The organism is Pseudomonas rhizoryzae, assembly GCF_005250615.1.
Classification (GTDB): Bacteria; Pseudomonadota; Gammaproteobacteria; order Pseudomonadales; family Pseudomonadaceae; genus Chryseomonas; species Chryseomonas rhizoryzae.
In genome coordinates this window covers 376,351-395,735 of record NZ_SULM01000001.1, presented here as the reverse complement: position 1 = coordinate 395,735, position 19,385 = coordinate 376,351, and the positions used below count along the sequence as shown (strand labels likewise).

Sequence of the window (19,385 nt, the reverse complement as noted above, 5' to 3'; positions counted from 1 at the left end):
CCATGCTGACGTTCTCCGCCCACGACTACCCCTATGCCTCGCAACGCCAGAGTGTCTATGCCCGTAACGGCATGGTCGCCACCTCCCAGCCGCTGGCCGCCGAGGCCGGCATCGCCATGCTGCGCCAGGGCGGCAACGCCATAGACGCGGCCATCGCCACCGCCGCCGCCCTGACCGTGGTGGAGCCCACCGGCAATGCCATCGGCGGCGACGCCTTCGCCCTGGTCTGGGTCAAGGATAAGCTCCACGGCCTGGACGCCAGCGGCCATGCCCCGGCCAGCCTGGACATCGCCACGGTCAAGGCCGCCGGCCACCAACGCATGCCGGTGCACGGCTGGCTGCCGGTCACGGTGCCGGGGTGCCCGGCGGCCTGGGCCGAGTTGTCGCGGCGTTTCGGCAAGCTGCCCTTCGCCACCCTGTTCGAACCCGCCATCGCCCTGGCCCGCGACGGCTTTCCGGTCTCCCCGGTGGTGGCCCACCAGTGGCGCATCGCCCAGGCCGAGTACCAGGCCTGCCGGGATCAGGCGCCCGAACTGGAAGCCTGGTTCGACACCTTCCTCATCGACGGCAAGGCCCCGGTCGCCGGCCAGCTGTTCCGCAACCCGGCCCAGGCGCGCACCCTGGAAGAATTGGCCCAGACCGGGTGCGAAAGCTTCTACCGCGGCGCCCTCGCCCAGCGCCTGGCCGCCCATGCCGCCGCGACGGGCGGTCACCTGACCGCCGCGGATCTCGCTGGCTACCGGCCGCGCTGGGTCGAGCCGATCAAGGTCGACTACCGCGGCTATCAGGTCTGGGAGATCCCGCCGAGCGGCCAGGGCCTTATCGCCCTCATGACCCTGAACATCCTCAAGGGCTATGACTTCGACCAGCGCGACAGTCAGCTCACCTGGCACCGCCAGCTGGAAGCCATGAAAAAGGCCTATGCCGACGGTCTGCACTACATCACCGATCCCGAGCACATGAGGGTCGCCGCCAGCGTCCTGCTGGACGACGCCTACGCCGAGCGCCGCCGCGCCGAGATCACCGACCAGGCCCAACCACCGCTGCACGGCGATCCCCAGGCCAGTGGCACCGTCTACATCGCCACCGCCGATGGCGAGGGCAATATGGTGTCCTTCATCCAGAGCGCCTACCACGGCTTCGGCTCCGGCGTGGTGCTGCCCGACAGCGGCATCGGTCTGCAAAATCGCGGCTCGGAGTTCAGCCTGGACCCGGCCCACTCCAACGCCCTGGCGCCGGGCAAGCAGACCTTCCACACCATCATCCCCGGCTTCCTGACCCAGGGTGACGTGCCCATCGGCCCCTTCGGCGTCATGGGTGGCTACATGCAGCCCCAGGGCCATGTGCAGATGGTGATGAACCTGGTGGACTTCGGCCTGAATCCCCAGGCGGCGCTGGATGCGCCGCGCTGGCAGTGGCTGGGCGGTATGAAGGTCGGCATCGAACAGGCGGCTTCCCGCGCCCTGGCCAGTGGCCTGGCGCGGCGCGGTCACCAGATCGAGATCGCCCACGACTCCACCGACTTCGGCCGCGGCCAGATCATCGTCCGCGACCCGGAGACCGGCGTGCTTTGTGGCGGCACCGAGCCCCGGGCGGATTCGCACATCGCGGTGTGCTGAACCTCACACCTTGAAACGCGCCGTCATCTCCTGCAGGCGGACGCTGACGCGCGCCAACTCCAGGCTCGACGACGACGTTTCCTCGCTGGCGGCGGCCGTCTGGTCGGAGATGTCGCGCACGTTGGTCACGTTGCGGCTGATCTCTTCACCGGCGGCACTCTGCTGCTCGGCGGCGCAGGCGATCTGCTCGTTCATGGCTTCGATGTCCTTGACCGACCGGGTGATGCGCTTGAGCATCTCGCCGGCTTCACGCGACAGGCCGACACTGCTGTCGGTCAGCGCCACGTTCTGTTCGAGTACCTCGGCCATCTGGTCGGTACTCTGGTTCAAGCCCGTAATCAGTTGAGCGATCTCGTCGGTCGAGGAACGGGTGCGCTGGGCCAGCCCACGCACCTCATCGGCCACCACGGCGAAGCCCCGACCGGCTTCTCCTGCCCGGGCCGCCTCGATGGCCGCGTTCAGCGCCAGCAGGTTGGTCTGCTCGGACACCGCCTTGATCACGTCCAGGACGCCGCCGATGCTTTCCGCATGGCTGCGCAGCGTCGCCATGGCGGTCTTGGTCGAAGCCATCTCGCGGGCGAGCAGTTCGATCTGGGTAACGGCCTTGTCCACGGCCTGGTCGCCCTGCAGTGCTTGCTGGCTGGCGTTCAGCGCCGACTTGGCGGCCTCACCCGCATTGCGCGACACCTCGTGGGTCGTGGCGGTCATTTCCTGCATGGCCGTGGCGATCTGATCGGTTTCCACCTTTTGCGCCTGTACTCCGGCGCTGGTCTGCTCGGTCACCGCCGACAGTTGCTCGGCGGCACTGGCCACCTGCACCACGCCATCCTTCATCTCGCCGATGAGGCCGCGCAGATTGGTCGTCATGCGCTGCATGCTGGCCTGCAGCGCACCCAGCTCATCCTTGCGGGTCACTACCTGCTGCCCCGTCAGGTCGCCACTGGCCACCGTCTCGGCCAGGGCGACGGTTTCCTGCAGCGGACGGACGATGGAGCGGGTGATCAACCAGGCGCCAAGCAGACCGAGGACGATGGCAAAGGCGAGCCAGACCAGCAGCATCTGCCGGGCGTGGGCGACATCGGTTTCCCGGAAGTCCTGCTGGATGGCGGTCAGCTTGTCGGAGATGGACAGCAGCGAAGTGATGGTAGTGGTGATGCTACCCTGGGCCTCTTCGACCTTTGCCTGCAGGGTCACCAGTTGCTGTAGCCGCTGTTGATAGCCGTCGAGTTCCCCGGCCAGTTTTTGCACCAGGTCAGCGGGCAAAGCCGTGGCCTCGAGTACCTTGACCTGCTTGAGGACCTCGTTGAAGGCGTTACGTGCGGCTTCTTCGGTCTCCTTGCTCGGCAGCGCCGTGTAGCTGCGGACATCGACGCGCAGCTTCTGGATGGCGATGAACAACTTCGCCACCTGCTGGCTGTCCGCCGGACGACCGCCTTCGCCACTGGCCGCGGTGGACAGCGCCAGGAGCAGCGCATTGGCCGCGTCCATCGAGGTTGCCGCCACCTTGCGCGTGGCCTCCCGCTCCCGAGTGGCGGCGACCGTCTGCTGGTAGAACTCACGATAGCGCTTCAGCGCATCACTGGCCTCGTTCATCAAGGCCTTGTTAGCCGGCGAGTCGAAGCTCGGCATGATGCCGTGCAGCTGGCTCTCGGTCTTGTCCAGCGCCGCCAGCCACTTCGCGGCCTGGGCGTCATCGGCCTTGGTGAAGTACACCAGGCGCTCGATGCGCATGTCCCGGGCCACGGTGCTGAAACCCGCGATATCACGCATGCGCTCGCTACGATCACGCAAGGTGTCGGTGGCCTGCCAGCCGGTATAGGCCACCAACAAAATCATGCCGATGAGCAGTGAAAAGCCTAGGGCGAGCTTGGCCCGCACACTGAGATTACTGAAGAAATTCCAGCCATTGGGATGCATATGGACTACCTGGATAGCGAAGCTAAGGACGGCGAAACCACCTGGATCTCACCGCGTACAGTGCGGTTACGAAAGCTTCTTCGAATCGGACAGCCCTGCTGGAGCCAGGACCGCCACTGAGCTTTTGGCATTAGCTGCCAGTGACCGCGGGAGGACCTGCAACGACTGCCGTCGGCCAGCCGCCATCGCCGCTGTTCTTGACCAGGCACAGGATCAGGGTAAGCGTGGTCAGGACGATCAGCAGGTTACGGAGCGTGATGTTCTTCAAGGCAGCACTCTCAAGCAGGTCGCGCAATAGACCGGGATCGGCTCTGGAATGCGAAATCTACCGATGGGCTGCAAAAAACGCGGGACAGCCGGCAAGATGCAGAGATGCAAGGCCCCAGGTGTAAATTCATATGACGGTAATTTGGAAAAACCTGCCTAACGCCGCTGTGGGCGACAGGTCCGCTGGCTGAAGCCAGTAGGTGATCCTCATCGAGCACGCGGAGCGCCAGAGGGTACTCGTCCCGTGCTTGCGACAGGCATTCAGCTCAAGATGACCAGGGCAGCTGAGGGGAAATTTCGGCTGAAAGCTCGGGCGGTTTTCCCGACAGGCTTTTACCGGGCACAAAAAAAGCTGCCCTAGGGCAGCTCTCGTTGTCTCATCCGGGCGTTCAGCGGACCCAGGACGAACTCTAGATGGCGCGGCGGACGGGACTCGAACCCGCGACCCCCGGCGTGACAGGCCGGTATTCTAACCGACTGAACTACCGCCGCGCATTGCGTGTACCTTGCGGAACACTCCCCGAAGAGTTTGGTGGCTGATGACGGGATCGAACCGCCGACCCCCTGCGTGTGATGCAGGTGCTCTCCCAGCTGAGCTAATCAGCCATCCCCTTCGGGTGACGCGCATTCTGCTCGTAGCTCCTTGATCCGTCAAGGATTTTTCCATTTATTTTCTACCGAGCGCTATTCGGCGTAGATCATCTTGCGGGTCATGCCGCCATCCAGGGTGATGGCCTCGCCACTGATGAAGCCGGCATTGCCCCCGAGCAACCAGGCGACGCAGGCCGCCACATCCTCGACCGTCCCTACCCGTCCGACCGGATGCTGGGCATGATCGGCCGTGGACAGCGGCTCGGCTTCCCGTACATGGGGATCGCGGGCGTCGATCCAGCCGGGACAGAGGACGTTCACCCGCACCTCCGGCCCCAGGCTGATCGCCAGGGCATGGGTCAGGGCCAACAGCCCGCCCTTGCTGGCGGCATAGGCTTCGCTGTGCGGCTCGGATTGCTGGGCGCGGGTCGAGGCGATGTTGACGATGGCGCCCTGCTGCTCGCGGAGATAGGGCGCGCAGTGCTTGGCCATGAGCATGGGACCGTCCAGATTCACCCCGAGCACCCGACGCCATTCGCCGAGCGCCAGGCTTTCCAGCGGTTGGCCCTGGGCGGTGGCCAGGCCAGCATTGTTGACCAGGGCGTCCAGCCGACCGAATTGGCCGATCACCTGGGCGACGGCGGACTCGACCTGGCTCTCGTCGGCCACATCCAGGGCGACGAAGCAGGCCCGCTCGCCCAGGGCGGTCGCGACCTTGGCACCCCGCTCCTGCTCGATGTCCGCCACCACCACGCGCCACCCCTCGGCGATCAGCCAGGCGGCGATGCCCAGGCCAATGCCGCGGGCCGCGCCCGTGACCAGGGCGACCCGCGGTTCCACCGGTGCGAACGTCAGACTCATAGCGCCGCCAGTCCGCGGGCCAGATCCTGCTGCAGATCACCCAGGTCTTCGAGACCCACGGCAACCCGGATCAGACTGTCTTTGATACCGGCATTGGCCCGCTCGGCGGGCGACAGGCGCCCATGGGAGGTAGTCGCCGGGTGGGCGATGGTGGTCTTGGTATCACCCAGGTTGGTGGTGATGGAGATCATCCGGGTGGCATCGATGAAGCGCCAGGCAGCGTCGCGTCCGCCTGCCACCTCGAAGCTGACCACGGCGCCGAAGGCCGACTGCTGGCGGCGGGCCAGGTCGTGCTGCGGATGGCTTTCCAGGCCGGCGTAGTGAACCCGCTCGATACCGGGCTGCGCTTCCAGCCAACGGGCCAGCTCCAGCGCGGTCTGGCTGTGCGCCTGCATGCGGATCTTCAGCGTCTCCAGGCCCTTGAGGAACAGCCAGGCATTGAAGGGGCTGAGGGTCGGCCCCGCGGTACGCAGGAAGCCCACGACTTCCTTCATCTGCTCGGCACGACCCGCCACCACGCCGCCCATGCCACGGCCCTGGCCGTCGATGTACTTGGTGGCCGAATGGATGACGATGTCGGCGCCCAGCGCCAGCGGCTTTTGCAGCGCCGGGGTGCAGAAGCAGTTATCGACCGCCAGCAGCGCGCCCTGGGCATGGGCGATCTCGGCCAGGGCGGCGATATCCACCAGCTCGGCGAGGGGGTTGGACGGCGACTCGACGAAGAACAGCCGGGTATTGGGCTTGCAGGCGGCCTGCCAGGCGCCGAGATCGGCCAGCGGCGGATAGTCCACCTCGATGCCGAAGCGCTTGAAGTACTTCTCGAACAGGCTGATGGTCGAGCCGAACACGCTGCGCGAGACCAGCACGTGGTCGCCAGCGCTGCACAGGCTCATCACCATGGCCAGGATGGCCGACATGCCCGAGGCGGTGGCCACCGCCTGCTCCGCCCCTTCCAGCGCCGCGATACGGGTCTCGAAGGTGCGCACCGTGGGATTGGTGTAGCGCGAATAGACGTTACCCGGCACCTCGCCGGCAAACCGCGCCGCCGCATCGGCGGCGGTACGGAACACGTAGCTGCTGGTGAGGAACAGGGCTTCGCCGTGCTCGCCTTCCGGCGAGCGCTGCTGCCCTGCCCGCACCGCCAAGGTCTCGAAGGCCGCGCCCTCGAGATCACTGTCCAGGCGTCCGGCTTCCCAGTCTTGGCTCATGTGCAGCTCCTCAGTCGTTGTAGAGATCGATGATGGCGCTCACCGCCTGGTGCTTGACCTTGGCGGCATCGTTGCGCGCCTGTTCGATGCGGTTGAGATAGGCCGCATCGACGTCGCCGGTGATGTATTCGCCATCGAACACCGCGCAGTCGAACTGCTCGACCTTGGGCGCCTTGCGGGTGCGCACGGCTTCCTTGAGGTCCTGCAGGTCCTGATACAGCAGCCAATCGGCGCCGATCAGCTCGCCCACTTCCTCGGTGGTACGACCATGGGCGATCAGCTCGTGCACGCTGGGCATGTCGATGCCATAGACGTTGGGGAAACGCACCGCCGGGGCCGCCGAGCAGAAGTAGACCTTCTTGGCACCGGCTTCGCGGGCCATCTGGATGATCTGCTTGCAGGTGGTGCCGCGAACGATGGAGTCGTCCACCAGCATCACGTTCTTGCCGCGGAATTCCAGCTCGATGGCGTTGAGCTTCTGGCGTACCGACTTCTTGCGCGCGGCCTGGCCGGGCATGATGAAGGTCCGGCCGATGTAGCGATTCTTGACGAAGCCCTCGCGGAACTTGACGCCCAGGTGGTTGGCCAGCTCCAGCGCCGCGGTGCGGCTGGTATCCGGAATCGGGATGACCACGTCGATGTCATGGTCGGGCCGCTCGCGCTGGATCTTCTCGGCGAGCTTCTCGCCCATGCGCAGGCGCGCCTTGTAGACCGAGATGCCATCGATGATGGAATCCGGACGGGCCAGGTAGACGTGCTCGAAGATGCAGGGCGCGTACTGGGGGTTCTGCGCGCACTGACGGGTGTAGAGGCGGCCGTCTTCGGTGATGTAGACCGCTTCGCCCGGTTCCAGGTCGCGAATCAGGGTGAAGCCGAGCACGTCGAGGGCGACGCTCTCGGAGGCGATCATGTATTCCACGCCGTATTCGGTATGACGCTGACCGAAGACGATGGGGCGGATGGCATTGGGATCGCGGAAGCCGACGATGCCGTAACCGGTGATCATGGCCACCACGGCATAGCCACCGCGGCAGCGCTCGTGCACCTCGGAGACCGCGGCGAAGACGTCGTCCTCGGTCGGTTGCAGCTTGTTGCGCACCGCCAGCTCGTGGGCGAAGACGTTGAGCAGCACCTCGGAATCGGAGGTGGTGTTCACGTGCCGCAGGTCGGATTCGTAGATCTCGCGCGAGAGCTGCTCGACGTTGGTCAGGTTGCCGTTGTGCGCCAGGGTGATGCCGTAGGGCGAGTTCACGTAGAACGGCTGCGCCTCGGCGGAGCTGGAGCTGCCGGCCGTGGGATAGCGGACATGGGCGATGCCCATATGGCCCACCAGGTGCTGCATGTGCCGCTGCTGGAAGACATCGCGGACCAGGCCGTTGTCCTTGCGCAGGTACAGCTTGCCATCCAGGCTGGTGACGATACCGGCGGCATCCTGACCCCGATGTTGAAGGACGGTGAGCGCGTCGTACAACGACTGGTTGACGTTAGTCTTGCCCACGATACCTACGATGCCACACATGTGACGCGACCCCACTGTTTCAAGTGATGCGACGGCGAACCATCGCAGGATGACCCCGCAAGGCGAGGCCTGGAAAACCGCTTCAAGGAGCCTTGGGCCCCAGCTGCGGCAACAACTGCAGACTTGGCATGGGCGTGGAGCCCAGCCATTGGCCGGCAAAGCCCAACAGCAGATTCTTCGACCAATCGGCCACCAGGAGAAAATGCGGCACCAGTACCGACTGCTGCCACCAGCCGTCCTGCTGGACCGGCCCGAGGCTCAGCAGCCCTACCGCCACGGTCACCAACAGAGCGCCCCGTGCCGCCCCGAAGGCCATGCCTAGAAAACGATCGGTGCCCGACAATCCGGTGACGCGGATCAATTCGCCAAGCAAGAAACTCACCAGGGCACCGACCAGCAGGGTCAGTACGAAGAGAATGACACAGGCGGCGATCACCCGCCCGGAAGGCACCTGGATATAGTCCACCAGGTAGGTGGAGAGCGCTCCGCCGAATACCCAGGCCACCCCACCGGCGACGATCCAGGTGGCCAGCGACAAGGCTTCCTTGACGAAGCCGCGCCTGAGACTGATCAGGCTGGAAACGACGACGATGGCGACGATCGCCCAGTCCACCCAGGTGAAGCCCACGGCAAGGTCCACTTACAAAAAGGCCCTGCATTCTAGCAGAGCCTTGTGACCGGGTTAACCGCGCTCCGGCTGAAAGCGTACGACGAAGCCCTTGACGCCATTCTGCTTGTTGAGCTGATCGCGCAGACGATCCGCCTCGGTGCGCTCTATCACCGGCCCGACGAAAACCCGGTTCATGCCGTCGGCACTGCGCACATAGGCGTTATAGCCCTGGCTACGCAGCTTGGCTTGCAGGGCATCGGCACTGGGGCGCGACGACAGGCTGGCGAGCTGGACCGACCAGCTGTTCGGCAGGTTGGCGGCACCCAGACGGCTTTCCGGCTTGGCCGCGGGCGCCGGGGTTGCCGCTGCCGCGGGTGCTGCCGGGGCTGCGACGGCCGGCGCCTTGGCGACCGGGGCCGCCTGGGGCTGGGCGGGCGGCGTGCTTGCCGGGGCATTCTGTACTGGCGCCTGCCCGGCGGTGCCGGCGATGGGCGTCTGCGGCTTGCCGAGCGGCTTGCCCGGATCATCGGGGACTACTTCCACCGGCGGTGCCTCCGGTGTTTGCACCGCCTGCACCTCGGTGTTGGGCACGACCGGCGCGGCCGGTTGCGGCGGCGCCTCGACCACCACCTTGCGGGCGTCGTCCTGGCGATTGAACAGCATGGGCACGAAGATGATGATCAGTGCCAGCAGCACCAGCGCGCCTATGACTCTTTGCTTGAGCATGAGCTTATGCCTCCGCGGATTCGGATGGAGAAGTGAGCTGCGCGAGCACCTCGGCGACACTGTAGAAGGAGCCGAACACCACCACCTCGTCGCCAGGCGCACTGGCCGCCAGTTGGGCAGCGAAGGCCTCTACCAGGGTGGGGTGGACCTGCACCTGGGCACCTCGGGCGGCCAGGAGCGCAGCCACCTCACTACCCTCTCGGCTACGGCCGGTGGGTAGCGTCGCCACCGCCCACTCGGCGAACAGGCGCTCGAGCGGTGCCAGGATACCGTCCAGGTCCTTGTCGGCCAGCACGCCGAACACCGCGCGACGCACACCTGCGACGGGCTTCATGGCCAGCCGTCGGGCGAGATACTCGGCGGCATGGGGGTTGTGCGCCACATCCAGCAGAACATTGAGAGTTTCACCTGCCCGCTCGACCTGGCGGCGATCCAGGCGGCCGGTCATGCGCGTCGCCAGCAGGGCGGCGGCGATCCGTTCGGGCACCCAGGGCCGGTCGAGTAGCGCATAGGCCTGTAGTGCCAGGGCGGCGTTTTCCATGGGCAGGTCCAGCAGCGGCAAGCCGGGCAACGACAGCTCGTTGCCCTGGGCATCACGACCGCGCCAGAACCAGCTGGCAGCCTCGATCCGCAGGTCGAAGGCCTCACCGCGTTGCAGGAAAGGTGCCCCCAGGCGCTCGGCCGCCTGCGCGAGCTCCGCCGGCGGTTGCAGATCGCCGCACAGGGCCGGCTTGCCGGAGCGGAAGATGCCCGCCTTCTCCACGGCCACGCTTTCCCGGGTATTGCCCAGCCATTCGGCGTGATCCAGGCCGATGCTGGTCACCAGCGCCAGGTCGGCATCGATCAGATTCACCGCATCCAGGCGCCCGCCGAGGCCGACTTCGAGCACGGCGGCATCCAGCTGGGCCCGCTCGAACAGCCAGAAAGCCGCCAAGGTACCCATCTCGAAATAGGTCAGGCTGATCTCGCCGCGGGCGGCTTCCACCGCGGCGAAGGCGGTGCAGAGTTCGTCATCGCTGGCCAGGCTACCGTCGACATCGACGCGCTCGTTGTAGCGCACCAGATGCGGCGAGGCATAGACCCCCACCCGCTGCCCGCTGGCGCGCAGCAGGCTGGCCAGGAAGGCACAGGTGGAGCCCTTGCCGTTGGTGCCGGTCACGATCACCACCAAGGGCGCGGGCCGGGTCAGACCCAGCCGCTGCGCGACCTCGCGCACCCGGTCCAGGCCCATGTCGATCGCCGACGGATGCAGCTGCTCGAGATAGGCCAGCCACTGCGCGAGGCTGCGCGAAGCCATCAGGCCGCCGGAGCCGGCTGGTGCTGGAAGGTCGCCAGCAGGCGCGCCAGGCGGTCACGCAATTCCTTGCGCGGCACGATGATGTCGACGGCGCCATGGTCCAGCAGGAATTCGCTGCGCTGGAAGCCTTCCGGCAGCTTTTCGCGCACGGTCTGCTCGATCACGCGCGGACCGGCGAAGCCGATCAGCGCCTTGGGTTCGGCGACGATGACGTCGCCGAGCATGGCCAGACTGGCGGAGACGCCGCCATAGACCGGATCGGTCAGCACGGAGATGAAGGGAATGCCCTCTTCGCGCAGGCGCGCCAGCACCGCCGAGGTCTTGGCCATCTGCATCAGGGAGATCAGGGCTTCCTGCATCCGCGCACCACCCGAGGCGGAGAAGCAGATCAGCGGGCAGCGCTGCTCCAGCGCCACGTTGGCGGCGCGGACGAAGCGCTCCCCCACCACGGCGCCCATGGAGCCACCCATGAAGGAGAATTCGAAGGCACAGACCGCTACCGGCATGCCCTTGAGGGTACCGCGCATGGAAATCAGCGCGTCTTTCTCGCCGGTTTCCTTCTGCGCCGCGGTGAAGCGATCCTTGTACTTCTTGCTGTCGCGGAATTTCAGGCGATCCACCGGCTCCAGCTCGATACCCAGCTCTTCACGCCCTTCGGCGTCGAGGAAGATGTCCAGGCGGCGACGCGCATTGATGCGCATGTGGTGACCGCACTTCAGGCAGACGTCCAGGTTCTTTTCCAGCTCCGGACGATAGAGGACCGCTTCGCAGGCCGGACACTTGTGCCAAAGACCTTCCGGTACCGAACTGCGCTTCACCTCGGACCGCATGATGGAAGGAATCAGTTTGTCGACCAGCCAATTGCTCATGCATCTCTCTCCACTTGCATGGGCTCCCAGCGCGACCTAGGCCACGCCTTCCTTGAGCATCTGTAATAGGTTCGGCAACACCCGCTATTTCCCGGGCGCTACCTCGTTGTCTAGTGCCGACTCCACCGGAGCCGGACTTCAGGCCTGCCTGGGCATGCCTGTCGAATATGTCGCAGGTGTGGACGGCGACCACCCCGCGAGGGTCACATCAGGCGACCGGGGCCTCCCGTACCGCCGCGATGAAGCGGGCGATCTCGGCGGCGTCCTTGATACCCTTGGCCTGCTCTACGCCGCCGCTCACGTCCACGCCATAGGGCCGCGCCGCAGTGATCGCCGTGGCGACGTTGCCGGCCTCCAAGCCGCCTGCGACGATCAGCGGCAGCGCCAGGTCCTGAGGCACTCGCGTCCAGTCGAAGGCCTGGCCGGTGCCACCGGGTACACCGGCGACATAGGTATCGAGCAACAGACCGCGCGCCCCGGCGTAGTCGCGGGCGATGGCGGCGAGATCGATGTCCTCGCGCATGCGCAGCGCCTTGATATAGGGCCGCCGGTAACGCGCGCACTGCGCCGGCGATTCATCGCCATGGAATTGCAGGAGATCCAACGGCACCGCATCCAGCGTTTCCTCGATCTCGCAGGGCGCGGCATCGACGAAGAGCCCGACACTGGTCACGAAGGGCGGCAAGGCCGCCACGATCTGGCGGGCCTGGGCGGCGCTGACGGCTCTTGGGCTCCGGGCATAGAACACCAGGCCGATGGCATCGGCACCGGCCGCCGCGGCGGCCAGCGCATCCTCGACCCGGGTGATCCCGCAGATCTTCACTCGAACGTTAGCCAAACCGGGATGACCTCGTTCCAAAACCAAGAATGGTAGCAGACCGCCCGCGCAGCGTCAGCCTTACGGGATTTCCAACTCCGGCACCCGCCCCAGGAACAGCGGCCCCAGCGGACGCTCGGGCAGTTGCAGGTTGTCGGGATATTCCACCCGCACCAGGTAGAGTCCGAAAGGATGAGCCGTGACCCCGCCCTGGCGCCGTTCGCGCGCGGCCAGCACCTCGGCGACCCAGGCCACCGGACGATCACCGCAACCGACCGCCATCAGCACCCCGGCGATATTGCGCACCATGTGGTGCAGGAAGGCGTTGGCGCGGATGTCCAACACCAGCAGCCGATCGTTCTGCCAGAGGCGCAGGTGTTGCACGGTCTTGATCGGCGACTTGGCCTGGCATTCCTTGGCCCGGAAGGAGGTGAAGTCATGGGTGCCGATCAACACCTGGGCCGCCTCGCGCATCCGCTCGATGTCCAGCGGGCGATGGTTCCAGGTGACCTCCTCCGCCAGGTGTGCGGGTCGAATGGGATCGTTGTAGATCACATAGCGGTAACGCCGGGCCATGGCACTGAAGCGGGCATGGAAGTCGTCACCGACCGGCTGCACCCAGGTCACGCTGATGTCCGGTGGCAGGTTGGCGTTGGTACCGAGCACCCAGGCCTTGAGCGGTCGTTCGACCGGGGAATCGAAGTGCACCACCTGGCCGCTGGCATGGACGCCGGCATCGGTCCGCCCGGCGCAGCTGATGCTGATGGGCGCCGCCGCCACCTTGGACAGTGCCGCTTCCAGGGTCTCCTGGACCGAGCGGACACCTGGCTGCTGGCGTTGCCAGCCACGATAGCGGGCGCCCTTGTATTCGACACCGAGGGCGATGCGTTGCGGAGGAACGATGACGGTGGGGTCTAGAAAATCCACGGCGGCAGCCAGGCGAAAAAAAGGGGAGGCAGCTTATCGGTGCCTCCCCTCCTCTGCCAAGCCTGGCAGCCGTCAGCTGAGCTGGGCGAGGATCTCCCGGGCTTCCTGCTGCTGCCCGGCGTTACCCTCGGCCAGTACTTCGTCGAGGATGTCGCGGGCACCTTCGGGATCGCCCATGTCGATGTAGGCGCGGGCAAGGTCCAGCTTGGTGGCGGTCTCGTCTTCGCCGGACAGGAAGTCGAAATCGTCCAGGCTTTCTTCGGTGGCCGAATCCTTCGTCGTCTCGGCATCGAACTGGCGCGAGGCCTCCTGCAGGCGCGCGGCGAATTCTTCATCACTCTCGCGCTTGGCGGCGGGTTGCTCCTCGAAATCGGCCAGATCGAAATTGGCCGGCAGCTCGGCAGCCGGCTCTTCCCGGGCATCCAGCGGCTCATCGAAGGCCGAGGCGGCGGGCGTCTCGTCGCGCGCCAGATCGCCCTGACGCTCGAACTCGCTGAAGTCCAGGGCGAAGTCATCGTCCTTGGCGGCAGGAGTGGTAGCGGCGGCAGGCTCGGGATCGAAGTTGAGGTCGAAGTCGAAGTCGTCGCGCGAATCGGCGGCCTTGGCCTGGGCATCGGCGAAAGCCTCGCCGAACAGGGGCTCTTCGGCCGGACCGGCCGGCTGGGACGAGCGGCCATCGTCGGTACCGAAGTCATCCAGGGACAGATCGAAGTCCTGGCTGTCCTCGGTGGCCGAGAAGCCCTGGTTACGCGACTGTTCTTCGCTCAGCTCATGGGCGGCAGCCAGAGCAGCGGCACCGACGGCTGCAGCGCCCACGGCGACGGTGGCCATGGCCGGATAACGCGACTTCAGATGATCGACCGCGGGCTGGGCGCCACCGATTTCCTTGAGTTCACGCTCCTCACGCAAGAAGCCATCCTTGTCGCCCATCTCGGCATAGACTTCCATGAGCTTGAGTCGCAGATCGGCGCGATGGGGCTCCTGGTCGCTGGCCTTCTTGAGCACTTCAGCCGCCTGGCTGAAGCGGCCATAGGCCATGTAGATGTCCGCCTGCCCCAGGGCATCGTCCTGGGCATCGGCGTCGCGCGCGCCGTCCTGAACGCCCGGATTCAGATCCAGGCCGGCCAGCCCATGATGATCGCCCAGCTCTGGATCCGGATCGAAGGCCGTCTCGGTGCGTGCGGCTTCGGCCTCACGCTCACGCTCGGCCTCCTTCACCGCATTGCGTCGGGAATTGATCATCAACAACACCAGCAACGCCAGCAGCGCGCTACCGCCGATGAGGCCGAGCCACAGGGGGTTGCTGAGGATATCGTCGAGGAAACTGTTGGTAGCCTCGGTCGGCTGGGTCGCCGGAGTGCTGGGGGTGACCGGAATGACCTTGGGCTCGCTCGGGCTGGCAGCGGGCGGCGCACTGCCGGTTCCCGCTTCGCTGGCCGGGGGCGTCGAGGCGTTCTCTGCCGGCGGTGTCGTGGCGGCAGCCGCCGGCTCCTGGGGAGTGGTCGCGGGCGGCGTGGCGGCCGCAGCCTCTGGTGCCGTCGGTGCCGGCTGACCCGCCGCCTGGGGATTGGCCATGCTGGCCTGCATCCGCGCGAGCTGGGCGTCCTTGAGCTGCATGATCTTTTGCAACTTGTCGAGCTGCGACTGGAGATCACCCAGGCGGCTCTTGAGTTCTTCGTTCTCGCGCCGCGTGGTATCCAGGCTTTCCTGGGTCACGGCGAGACGATCGGCGAGAGCCTGATCGCTACCCTTGCCGCCCTTCGCCCCTGCCGATTCACCCGTGTGCTCGGAGGACTGGCCGGATAGCAGCTTGAGCTTGTCCTTGGGCGCCGCCGTGGCCGGTGCTTCGCTGGCATTGGGTTGCTCGGCAGCATCCACTTGCCGCCGCGGCGTACCGGCCGCAGCGCTGTCGCCACCCTGCTTCCAGGCGCGGGTCTGGCGCGCGATTTCCGCCACGGCCTCACGCTGGGAGCGTGCCTTGGCCTGGGCCTGGTCGGGCAAGCGCAGCACCTGACCGCTCTTCATGAGGTTGATGTTGTGGTCGATGAAGGCGTCCGGATTCAGCGTCTGGATCGCCAGCATGGTCTGGTCGACGGTGACGCTGGAGGACGGCCGATTGCGCGCCGCCACCTCCCAGAGGGTATCGCGCCTTTCGGTGGTGTAGGTACCGGGCGCACTGGGCACTTGTGCAGCCGGCGGGGCGGCCGGCGCAGGCACAGCCGGCGCGGCGGCACGCGGGCGCGGAGTGGCCGGGACCTGGGGTGCAAAGGGCGCCGCGGCGGCCTGCGGGGTGTACAGCGGCGGATCGAGCAGCACCGTGTACTCGCGCACGATCCGGCCACTGGGCCAGTTCACTTCGAGCAGGAAATTGAGGTAAGGCTCGCGTACCGGGCGCGCCGAGGTGATGTGAATGACGGTGCGGCCATTGCGCACCTCGGGGGTGAACTTCAGGTCATTCAGGAAGAAGGCGCGATCGACGCCGGCTCGGCTGAACTCTGCAGCGGAAGCGAGACTGGGGCGCAAATCGGCCGTACCGAGATCACGCAGGTCCGACAGATTAACGGTGGCATCGAGGGGCTGATTGAGGGCGGAGTTGAGCTGGATCTCCCCCAGACTCAGCGCCTCTGCGGCGCCAGACATCAAGGCACTCGCCGCCGCTATTGCCCGCACCAGTTGCTGAACTCGAACCATGACCGTCCCTTTTTAGAATCTGTCGACCGCGCCACCGAAGCCGCGCCTGTGTCCATCGCTGCGTGCCATTGCCGCTGCGCCGTGGCTCTTGCCAAGGGGACGAAGCGTTTCACGAAGTATCTTTTAGGCCGACTGTTTAAGCAACAATTCGGCCAGTTGAGTAGCCGTAAGCGCCGCTAGCCTGACGTTATCCGCCACCAGCCAGCATTCCAGCCGCCGGGCATCCCGTGGATGACGGCGCACGCGTCCCACTAGCACCTCTTCCCGCCCCAGGGCATCGCCCACCGCCGAGGGGCAGTCCAGGTCCTCCTCGAAGGATAGCCCGGGCTCGTCCCCCAGGGCTTCCAGCACCTGCTCCAGCACCCAGGCTTCCTGGCCACGTACGCTCAGGGCGAGACTGTCGCCAAAGAATACCGGGGCCTGCACGGCGGTGACGTCCAGCACCGGCAACGCCTCACCCAGCACCTGCTGACACTCATCCAACAGCCGATGTTCCTGGGCAGTATAGCCATCCGCCGCGGGAGTACCGGTACGACCGAGCAGATTGAAGGCCAGCTGGCCGTCGAACAGCCGTGCTTCGACGGGGCGGCCATTGAGCAACTCGGCGGCCTGACGGGCCAGCTCCTCGACGCCGCCCCGCCCCGCACCGGAGGCCGCCAGGCAGGCGGTCAGGGACGCGTCGACCAGGGTATTGAGACGCGCCAGCACGGCCGCCACGCTGGCGGCCGCCTGGGCAGCGGCGAGCGGTACGCCGAGCCAGGCTGCGGGAGGCAGGTCATCGAGTTGCGCACCGTTGATGCGAGGCAGGACACAGGCGCCCGCCGAGGCGCCACTGAGATCGAGCACGGCACAGCCGGCCTTGGCCAGTTGCGGCCTCAGACCCTCTACGACCGCCGCGGGCACCGCAAGGATGGCGATACCGACCTGGGCGAAATCGAAACCTTCGAGGCCGATGACTCTCAGATTGCTGCCTCGGAACGGCAGATTCTGACCCGCCGACTCACCGCTGGCGAGCAGGTGCAGGCGCCCGAGGGGGACGTCACGCTCGTCCAGCAGCTCGCGAATGGCTTCACCGTAGGCGCTGGTCGCACCGACGAGGGCGATATCTCTGGCAGTCATGATAGGGGCGTCCAAAACGAAAGAGGGCCGCACTTTACTGGCGGCCCTCCTCGATAGGCAAACGTTTAGCTAACGGCTCACTGCTCCAGCAGGATCCGCAGCATGCGCCGCAGCGGCTCCGCGGCGCCCCACAGGAGCTGGTCGCCGACGGTGAAGGCGCCCAGGTACTGGGAACCCATGTTGAGCTTGCGCAGACGGCCGACCGGGACGCTCAGGGTGCCGGTCACGGCAGCCGGCGTGAGTTCGCGCATGCTGACCTCGCGGTTGTTCGGCACCAGCTTGACCCAGGGGTTGTGCTGGCTGATCAGACCATGCAGGTCGGACAACGGCACGTCCTTGTTCAGCTTGATGGTCAGCGCCTGGCTGTGGCAACGCATGGCGCCGATGCGCACGCAGATGCCATCCACCGGGATGGGATTCTTGAAGCGGCCGAGAATCTTGTTGGTTTCGGCCTGGGCCTTCCACTCTTCGCGGCTTTGGCCGTTGGGCAGTTCCTTGTCGATCCAGGGGATCAGGCTGCCGGCCAGGGGTACGCCGAACTGCTCGGTGGGGAAGGCTTCGCTGCGCAGGGTCTCGGCCACCTGACGGTCGATGTCGAGGATGGCGCTGGCCGGATCGGCCAGGCTGTCGGCTACGGCGGCGTGGGTCGCGCCCATCTGGCGGATCAGCTCGCGCATGTTCTGGGCGCCGGCGCCGGAGGCGGCCTGGTAGGTCATGGCGCTCATCCAGTCCACCAGACCGGCTTCGAACAGCCCGCCCAGGGCCATCAGCATCAGGCTGACGGTGCAGTTGCCGCCGATGAAGTCCTTGCGACCGTCGACCAGGGCCTGGTCGATGACGCGACGGTTGACCGGGTCCAGCACGATGACGGCGTCATCCTGCATGCGCAGGCTGGAGGCCGCGTCGATCCAGTAGCCCTTCCAGCCGGCCTGGCGCAGCTTGGGGAACACCTCGCTGGTGTAGTCGCCACCTTGGCAGGTGAGGATGACGTCGAGGGTCTTGAGCTCGTCGATGCTGTAGGCATCCTTGAGCGGCGCCACGCTCTTGCCAATGGCGGGGCCTTCACCGCCGACGTTGGAGGTGGTGAAGAACACGGGTTCGATCAAGTCGAAATCCCGCTCTTCGAGCATGCGCTGCATGAGCACGGAGCCCACCATGCCACGCCAACCGATCAGACCTACACGCTTCATCGCTACTGCACCTTTATTGTCTTGAGGACGGCCGCCTCCCCCGGCGGCCGATCAGATTAACGCCTTCCGAGGGCGGCTACCACTGCCTCGCCCATCTCGCGGGTACCGACCCGCTGCTTGCCTTCCGACCAGATGTCGCCGGTCCGCAGCCCCTGGTCGAGCACCTTGCCCACGGCGGTCTCGATGGCTGCTGCAGCCTCGGCCGCGCCGAAGGTATATCTGAGCATCATGGCGACCGAAAGGATGGTCGCCAGCGGATTGGCCACGCCCTGGCCGGCGATATCCGGCGCCGAGCCGTGGCAGGGTTCGTACATGCCCTTGTTATTGGCATCCAGGGAGGCCGAGGGCAGCATGCCGATGGAGCCGGTGAGCATCGAGGCTTCGTCGGAGAGGATGTCGCCGAACATGTTGTCGGTGACGATCACATCGAATTGCTTGGGCGCCCGGACCAGCTGCATGGCGGCGTTGTCGACGTACATGTGGCTGAGTTCGACGTCCGGGTAGTCCTTGGCCACCTCCTCCACCACTTCGCGCCACAGGCGGCTGGATTCGAGGACGTTGGCCTTGTCCACCGAGCACAGCTTCTTGCCGCGCAGGCGGGCCATGTCGAAACCGACGCGGGCGATGCGGCGGATCTCGCCTTCGCTGTACGGCAGGGTATCGAAGGCCTGGCGCTCGCCATTCTCCAGCACCCGGGTCTCGCGCGGCGAGCCGAAGTAGATGCCGCCGGTCAGTTCGCGAACGATGAGGATGTCCAGACCGGACACCACCTCGGGCTTGAGGGTGGACGCCTCGGCCAGTTGCGGATAGAGGATGGCCGGACGCAGGTTGCCGAACAGGCCCAGGGCGGAGCGGATCTTCAACAGGCCGCGCTCGGGACGGATGTCGCGCTCGAGCTTGTCCCACTTGGGACCGCCGACGGCGCCCAGCAGCACGGCATCGGCGGCGCGGGCACGGGCCAGGGTCTCGTCGGCCAGGGGCACGCCGTAGCGGTCGATGGCGGCGCCGCCCAGGTCGTCGTGGACCAGCTCGAAGCCCAGGTCGTAGTCCTGATTGACCTTCTCCAGCACCTTGACCGCTTCGGCCATGATCTCCGGACCGATGCCGTCGCCCGGCAGGATGAGGATCTGCTTGCTCATTGTCTTTTCCTGTTCCAA

Annotated in this window: 16 protein-coding genes, 2 tRNA genes and 1 pseudogene; 1 reads left to right on the top strand and 18 read right to left on the bottom strand. The window is 66.2% G+C overall.

All coding sequences use genetic code 11. The features are described from left to right. The first annotated feature begins 2 nt into the window (after window positions 1-2). Window positions 3-1,619: a gamma-glutamyltransferase family protein gene (locus tag FAZ11_RS01735; RefSeq protein WP_058772980.1), complete on the top strand. Its 1,617-nt coding sequence runs from the start codon at window positions 3-5 to the stop codon at window positions 1,617-1,619. A gap of 3 nt (window positions 1,620-1,622) precedes the next feature. Here the strand turns inward: FAZ11_RS01735 and FAZ11_RS25285 are convergent, their stop codons facing one another. The 18 genes and pseudogenes from FAZ11_RS25285 to leuB form a co-directional block, all read right to left on the bottom strand. Then, window positions 1,623-2,453 (bottom strand): methyl-accepting chemotaxis protein, encoded by an 831-nt coding sequence (locus FAZ11_RS25285; protein WP_420849689.1) that lies wholly within the window; start codon window positions 2,451-2,453, stop codon window positions 1,623-1,625. Between the two features lie 27 nt (window positions 2,454-2,480). Beyond that, window positions 2,481-3,455 (bottom strand): annotated as a pseudogene (locus tag FAZ11_RS25280) (methyl-accepting chemotaxis protein); the annotation flags it as partial. A gap of 211 nt (window positions 3,456-3,666) precedes the next feature. Continuing rightward, the gene (locus FAZ11_RS24645; RefSeq protein ID WP_157772788.1) at window positions 3,667-3,804 is read right to left on the bottom strand and encodes a hypothetical protein; all 138 of its coding nucleotides are present in this window, start codon (window positions 3,802-3,804) and stop codon (window positions 3,667-3,669) included. Window positions 3,805-4,218: 414 nt separating this feature from the next. After that, window positions 4,219-4,295, bottom strand: a tRNA-Asp gene (locus FAZ11_RS01725). A gap of 38 nt (window positions 4,296-4,333) precedes the next feature. After that, window positions 4,334-4,409 (bottom strand) — tRNA-Val (locus tag FAZ11_RS01720). 78 nt (window positions 4,410-4,487) lie between these two features. After that, window positions 4,488-5,255, bottom strand: a complete 768-nt coding sequence (locus tag FAZ11_RS01715) for an SDR family oxidoreductase (protein ID WP_058772982.1) — start codon at window positions 5,253-5,255, stop codon at window positions 4,488-4,490. Continuing rightward, entirely contained in the window at window positions 5,252-6,463 is a 1,212-nt protein-coding gene (locus tag FAZ11_RS01710; RefSeq protein WP_058762567.1) for an O-succinylhomoserine sulfhydrylase, read from the bottom strand. Before FAZ11_RS01710 ends, FAZ11_RS01715 begins: the two co-directional genes overlap by 4 nt. 10 nt (window positions 6,464-6,473) lie before the next feature. Further along, window positions 6,474-7,982 carry an amidophosphoribosyltransferase gene (purF, locus tag FAZ11_RS01705; protein ID WP_058762566.1) on the bottom strand — a complete coding sequence of 503 codons (1,509 nt, stop codon included), beginning with the start codon at window positions 7,980-7,982 and terminating at the stop codon, window positions 6,474-6,476. Between the two features lie 82 nt (window positions 7,983-8,064). Beyond that, window positions 8,065-8,610: a CvpA family protein gene (locus FAZ11_RS01700; RefSeq protein ID WP_058762565.1), complete on the bottom strand. Its 546-nt coding sequence runs from the start codon at window positions 8,608-8,610 to the stop codon at window positions 8,065-8,067. Between the two features lie 54 nt (window positions 8,611-8,664). Then, window positions 8,665-9,318 carry an SPOR domain-containing protein gene (locus FAZ11_RS01695; RefSeq protein ID WP_058772983.1) on the bottom strand — a complete coding sequence of 218 codons (654 nt, stop codon included), beginning with the start codon at window positions 9,316-9,318 and terminating at the stop codon, window positions 8,665-8,667. 4 nt (window positions 9,319-9,322) lie between these two features. Continuing rightward, window positions 9,323-10,615, bottom strand: coding sequence for a bifunctional tetrahydrofolate synthase/dihydrofolate synthase (folC, locus tag FAZ11_RS01690; protein ID WP_058772984.1), 1,293 nt, complete (start codon window positions 10,613-10,615; stop codon window positions 9,323-9,325). Beyond that, the gene (gene accD / locus FAZ11_RS01685; RefSeq protein ID WP_058772985.1) at window positions 10,615-11,484 is read right to left on the bottom strand and encodes an acetyl-CoA carboxylase, carboxyltransferase subunit beta; all 870 of its coding nucleotides are present in this window, start codon (window positions 11,482-11,484) and stop codon (window positions 10,615-10,617) included. The genes folC and accD overlap by 1 nt, the downstream gene beginning before the upstream one ends. Window positions 11,485-11,692: 208 nt before the next feature. After that, window positions 11,693-12,322: a phosphoribosylanthranilate isomerase gene (locus FAZ11_RS01680; RefSeq protein WP_058772986.1), complete on the bottom strand. Its 630-nt coding sequence runs from the start codon at window positions 12,320-12,322 to the stop codon at window positions 11,693-11,695. 60 nt (window positions 12,323-12,382) lie between these two features. Next, window positions 12,383-13,228: a tRNA pseudouridine(38-40) synthase TruA gene (gene truA, locus FAZ11_RS01675; RefSeq protein WP_058772987.1), complete on the bottom strand. Its 846-nt coding sequence runs from the start codon at window positions 13,226-13,228 to the stop codon at window positions 12,383-12,385. Window positions 13,229-13,300: 72 nt separating this feature from the next. Continuing rightward, a complete protein-coding gene (locus tag FAZ11_RS01670; protein ID WP_081320002.1) occupies window positions 13,301-15,868 on the bottom strand; it encodes a motility hub landmark protein FimV in 2,568 nt (855 codons plus the stop codon). 174 nt (window positions 15,869-16,042) lie between these two features. Further along, window positions 16,043-17,038 (bottom strand): aspartate-semialdehyde dehydrogenase, encoded by a 996-nt coding sequence (locus FAZ11_RS01665; RefSeq protein WP_058772989.1) that lies wholly within the window; start codon window positions 17,036-17,038, stop codon window positions 16,043-16,045. A 77-nt stretch (window positions 17,039-17,115) separates the two neighbouring features. After that, the gene (asd, locus tag FAZ11_RS01660; RefSeq protein WP_058767622.1) at window positions 17,116-18,228 is read right to left on the bottom strand and encodes an aspartate-semialdehyde dehydrogenase; all 1,113 of its coding nucleotides are present in this window, start codon (window positions 18,226-18,228) and stop codon (window positions 17,116-17,118) included. Between the two features lie 56 nt (window positions 18,229-18,284). Beyond that, on the bottom strand, window positions 18,285-19,367 hold the full coding sequence (gene leuB / locus FAZ11_RS01655; RefSeq protein WP_058772990.1) for a 3-isopropylmalate dehydrogenase: 1,083 nt from the start codon (window positions 19,365-19,367) through the stop codon (window positions 18,285-18,287). Window positions 19,368-19,385: the final 18 nt, after the last annotated feature.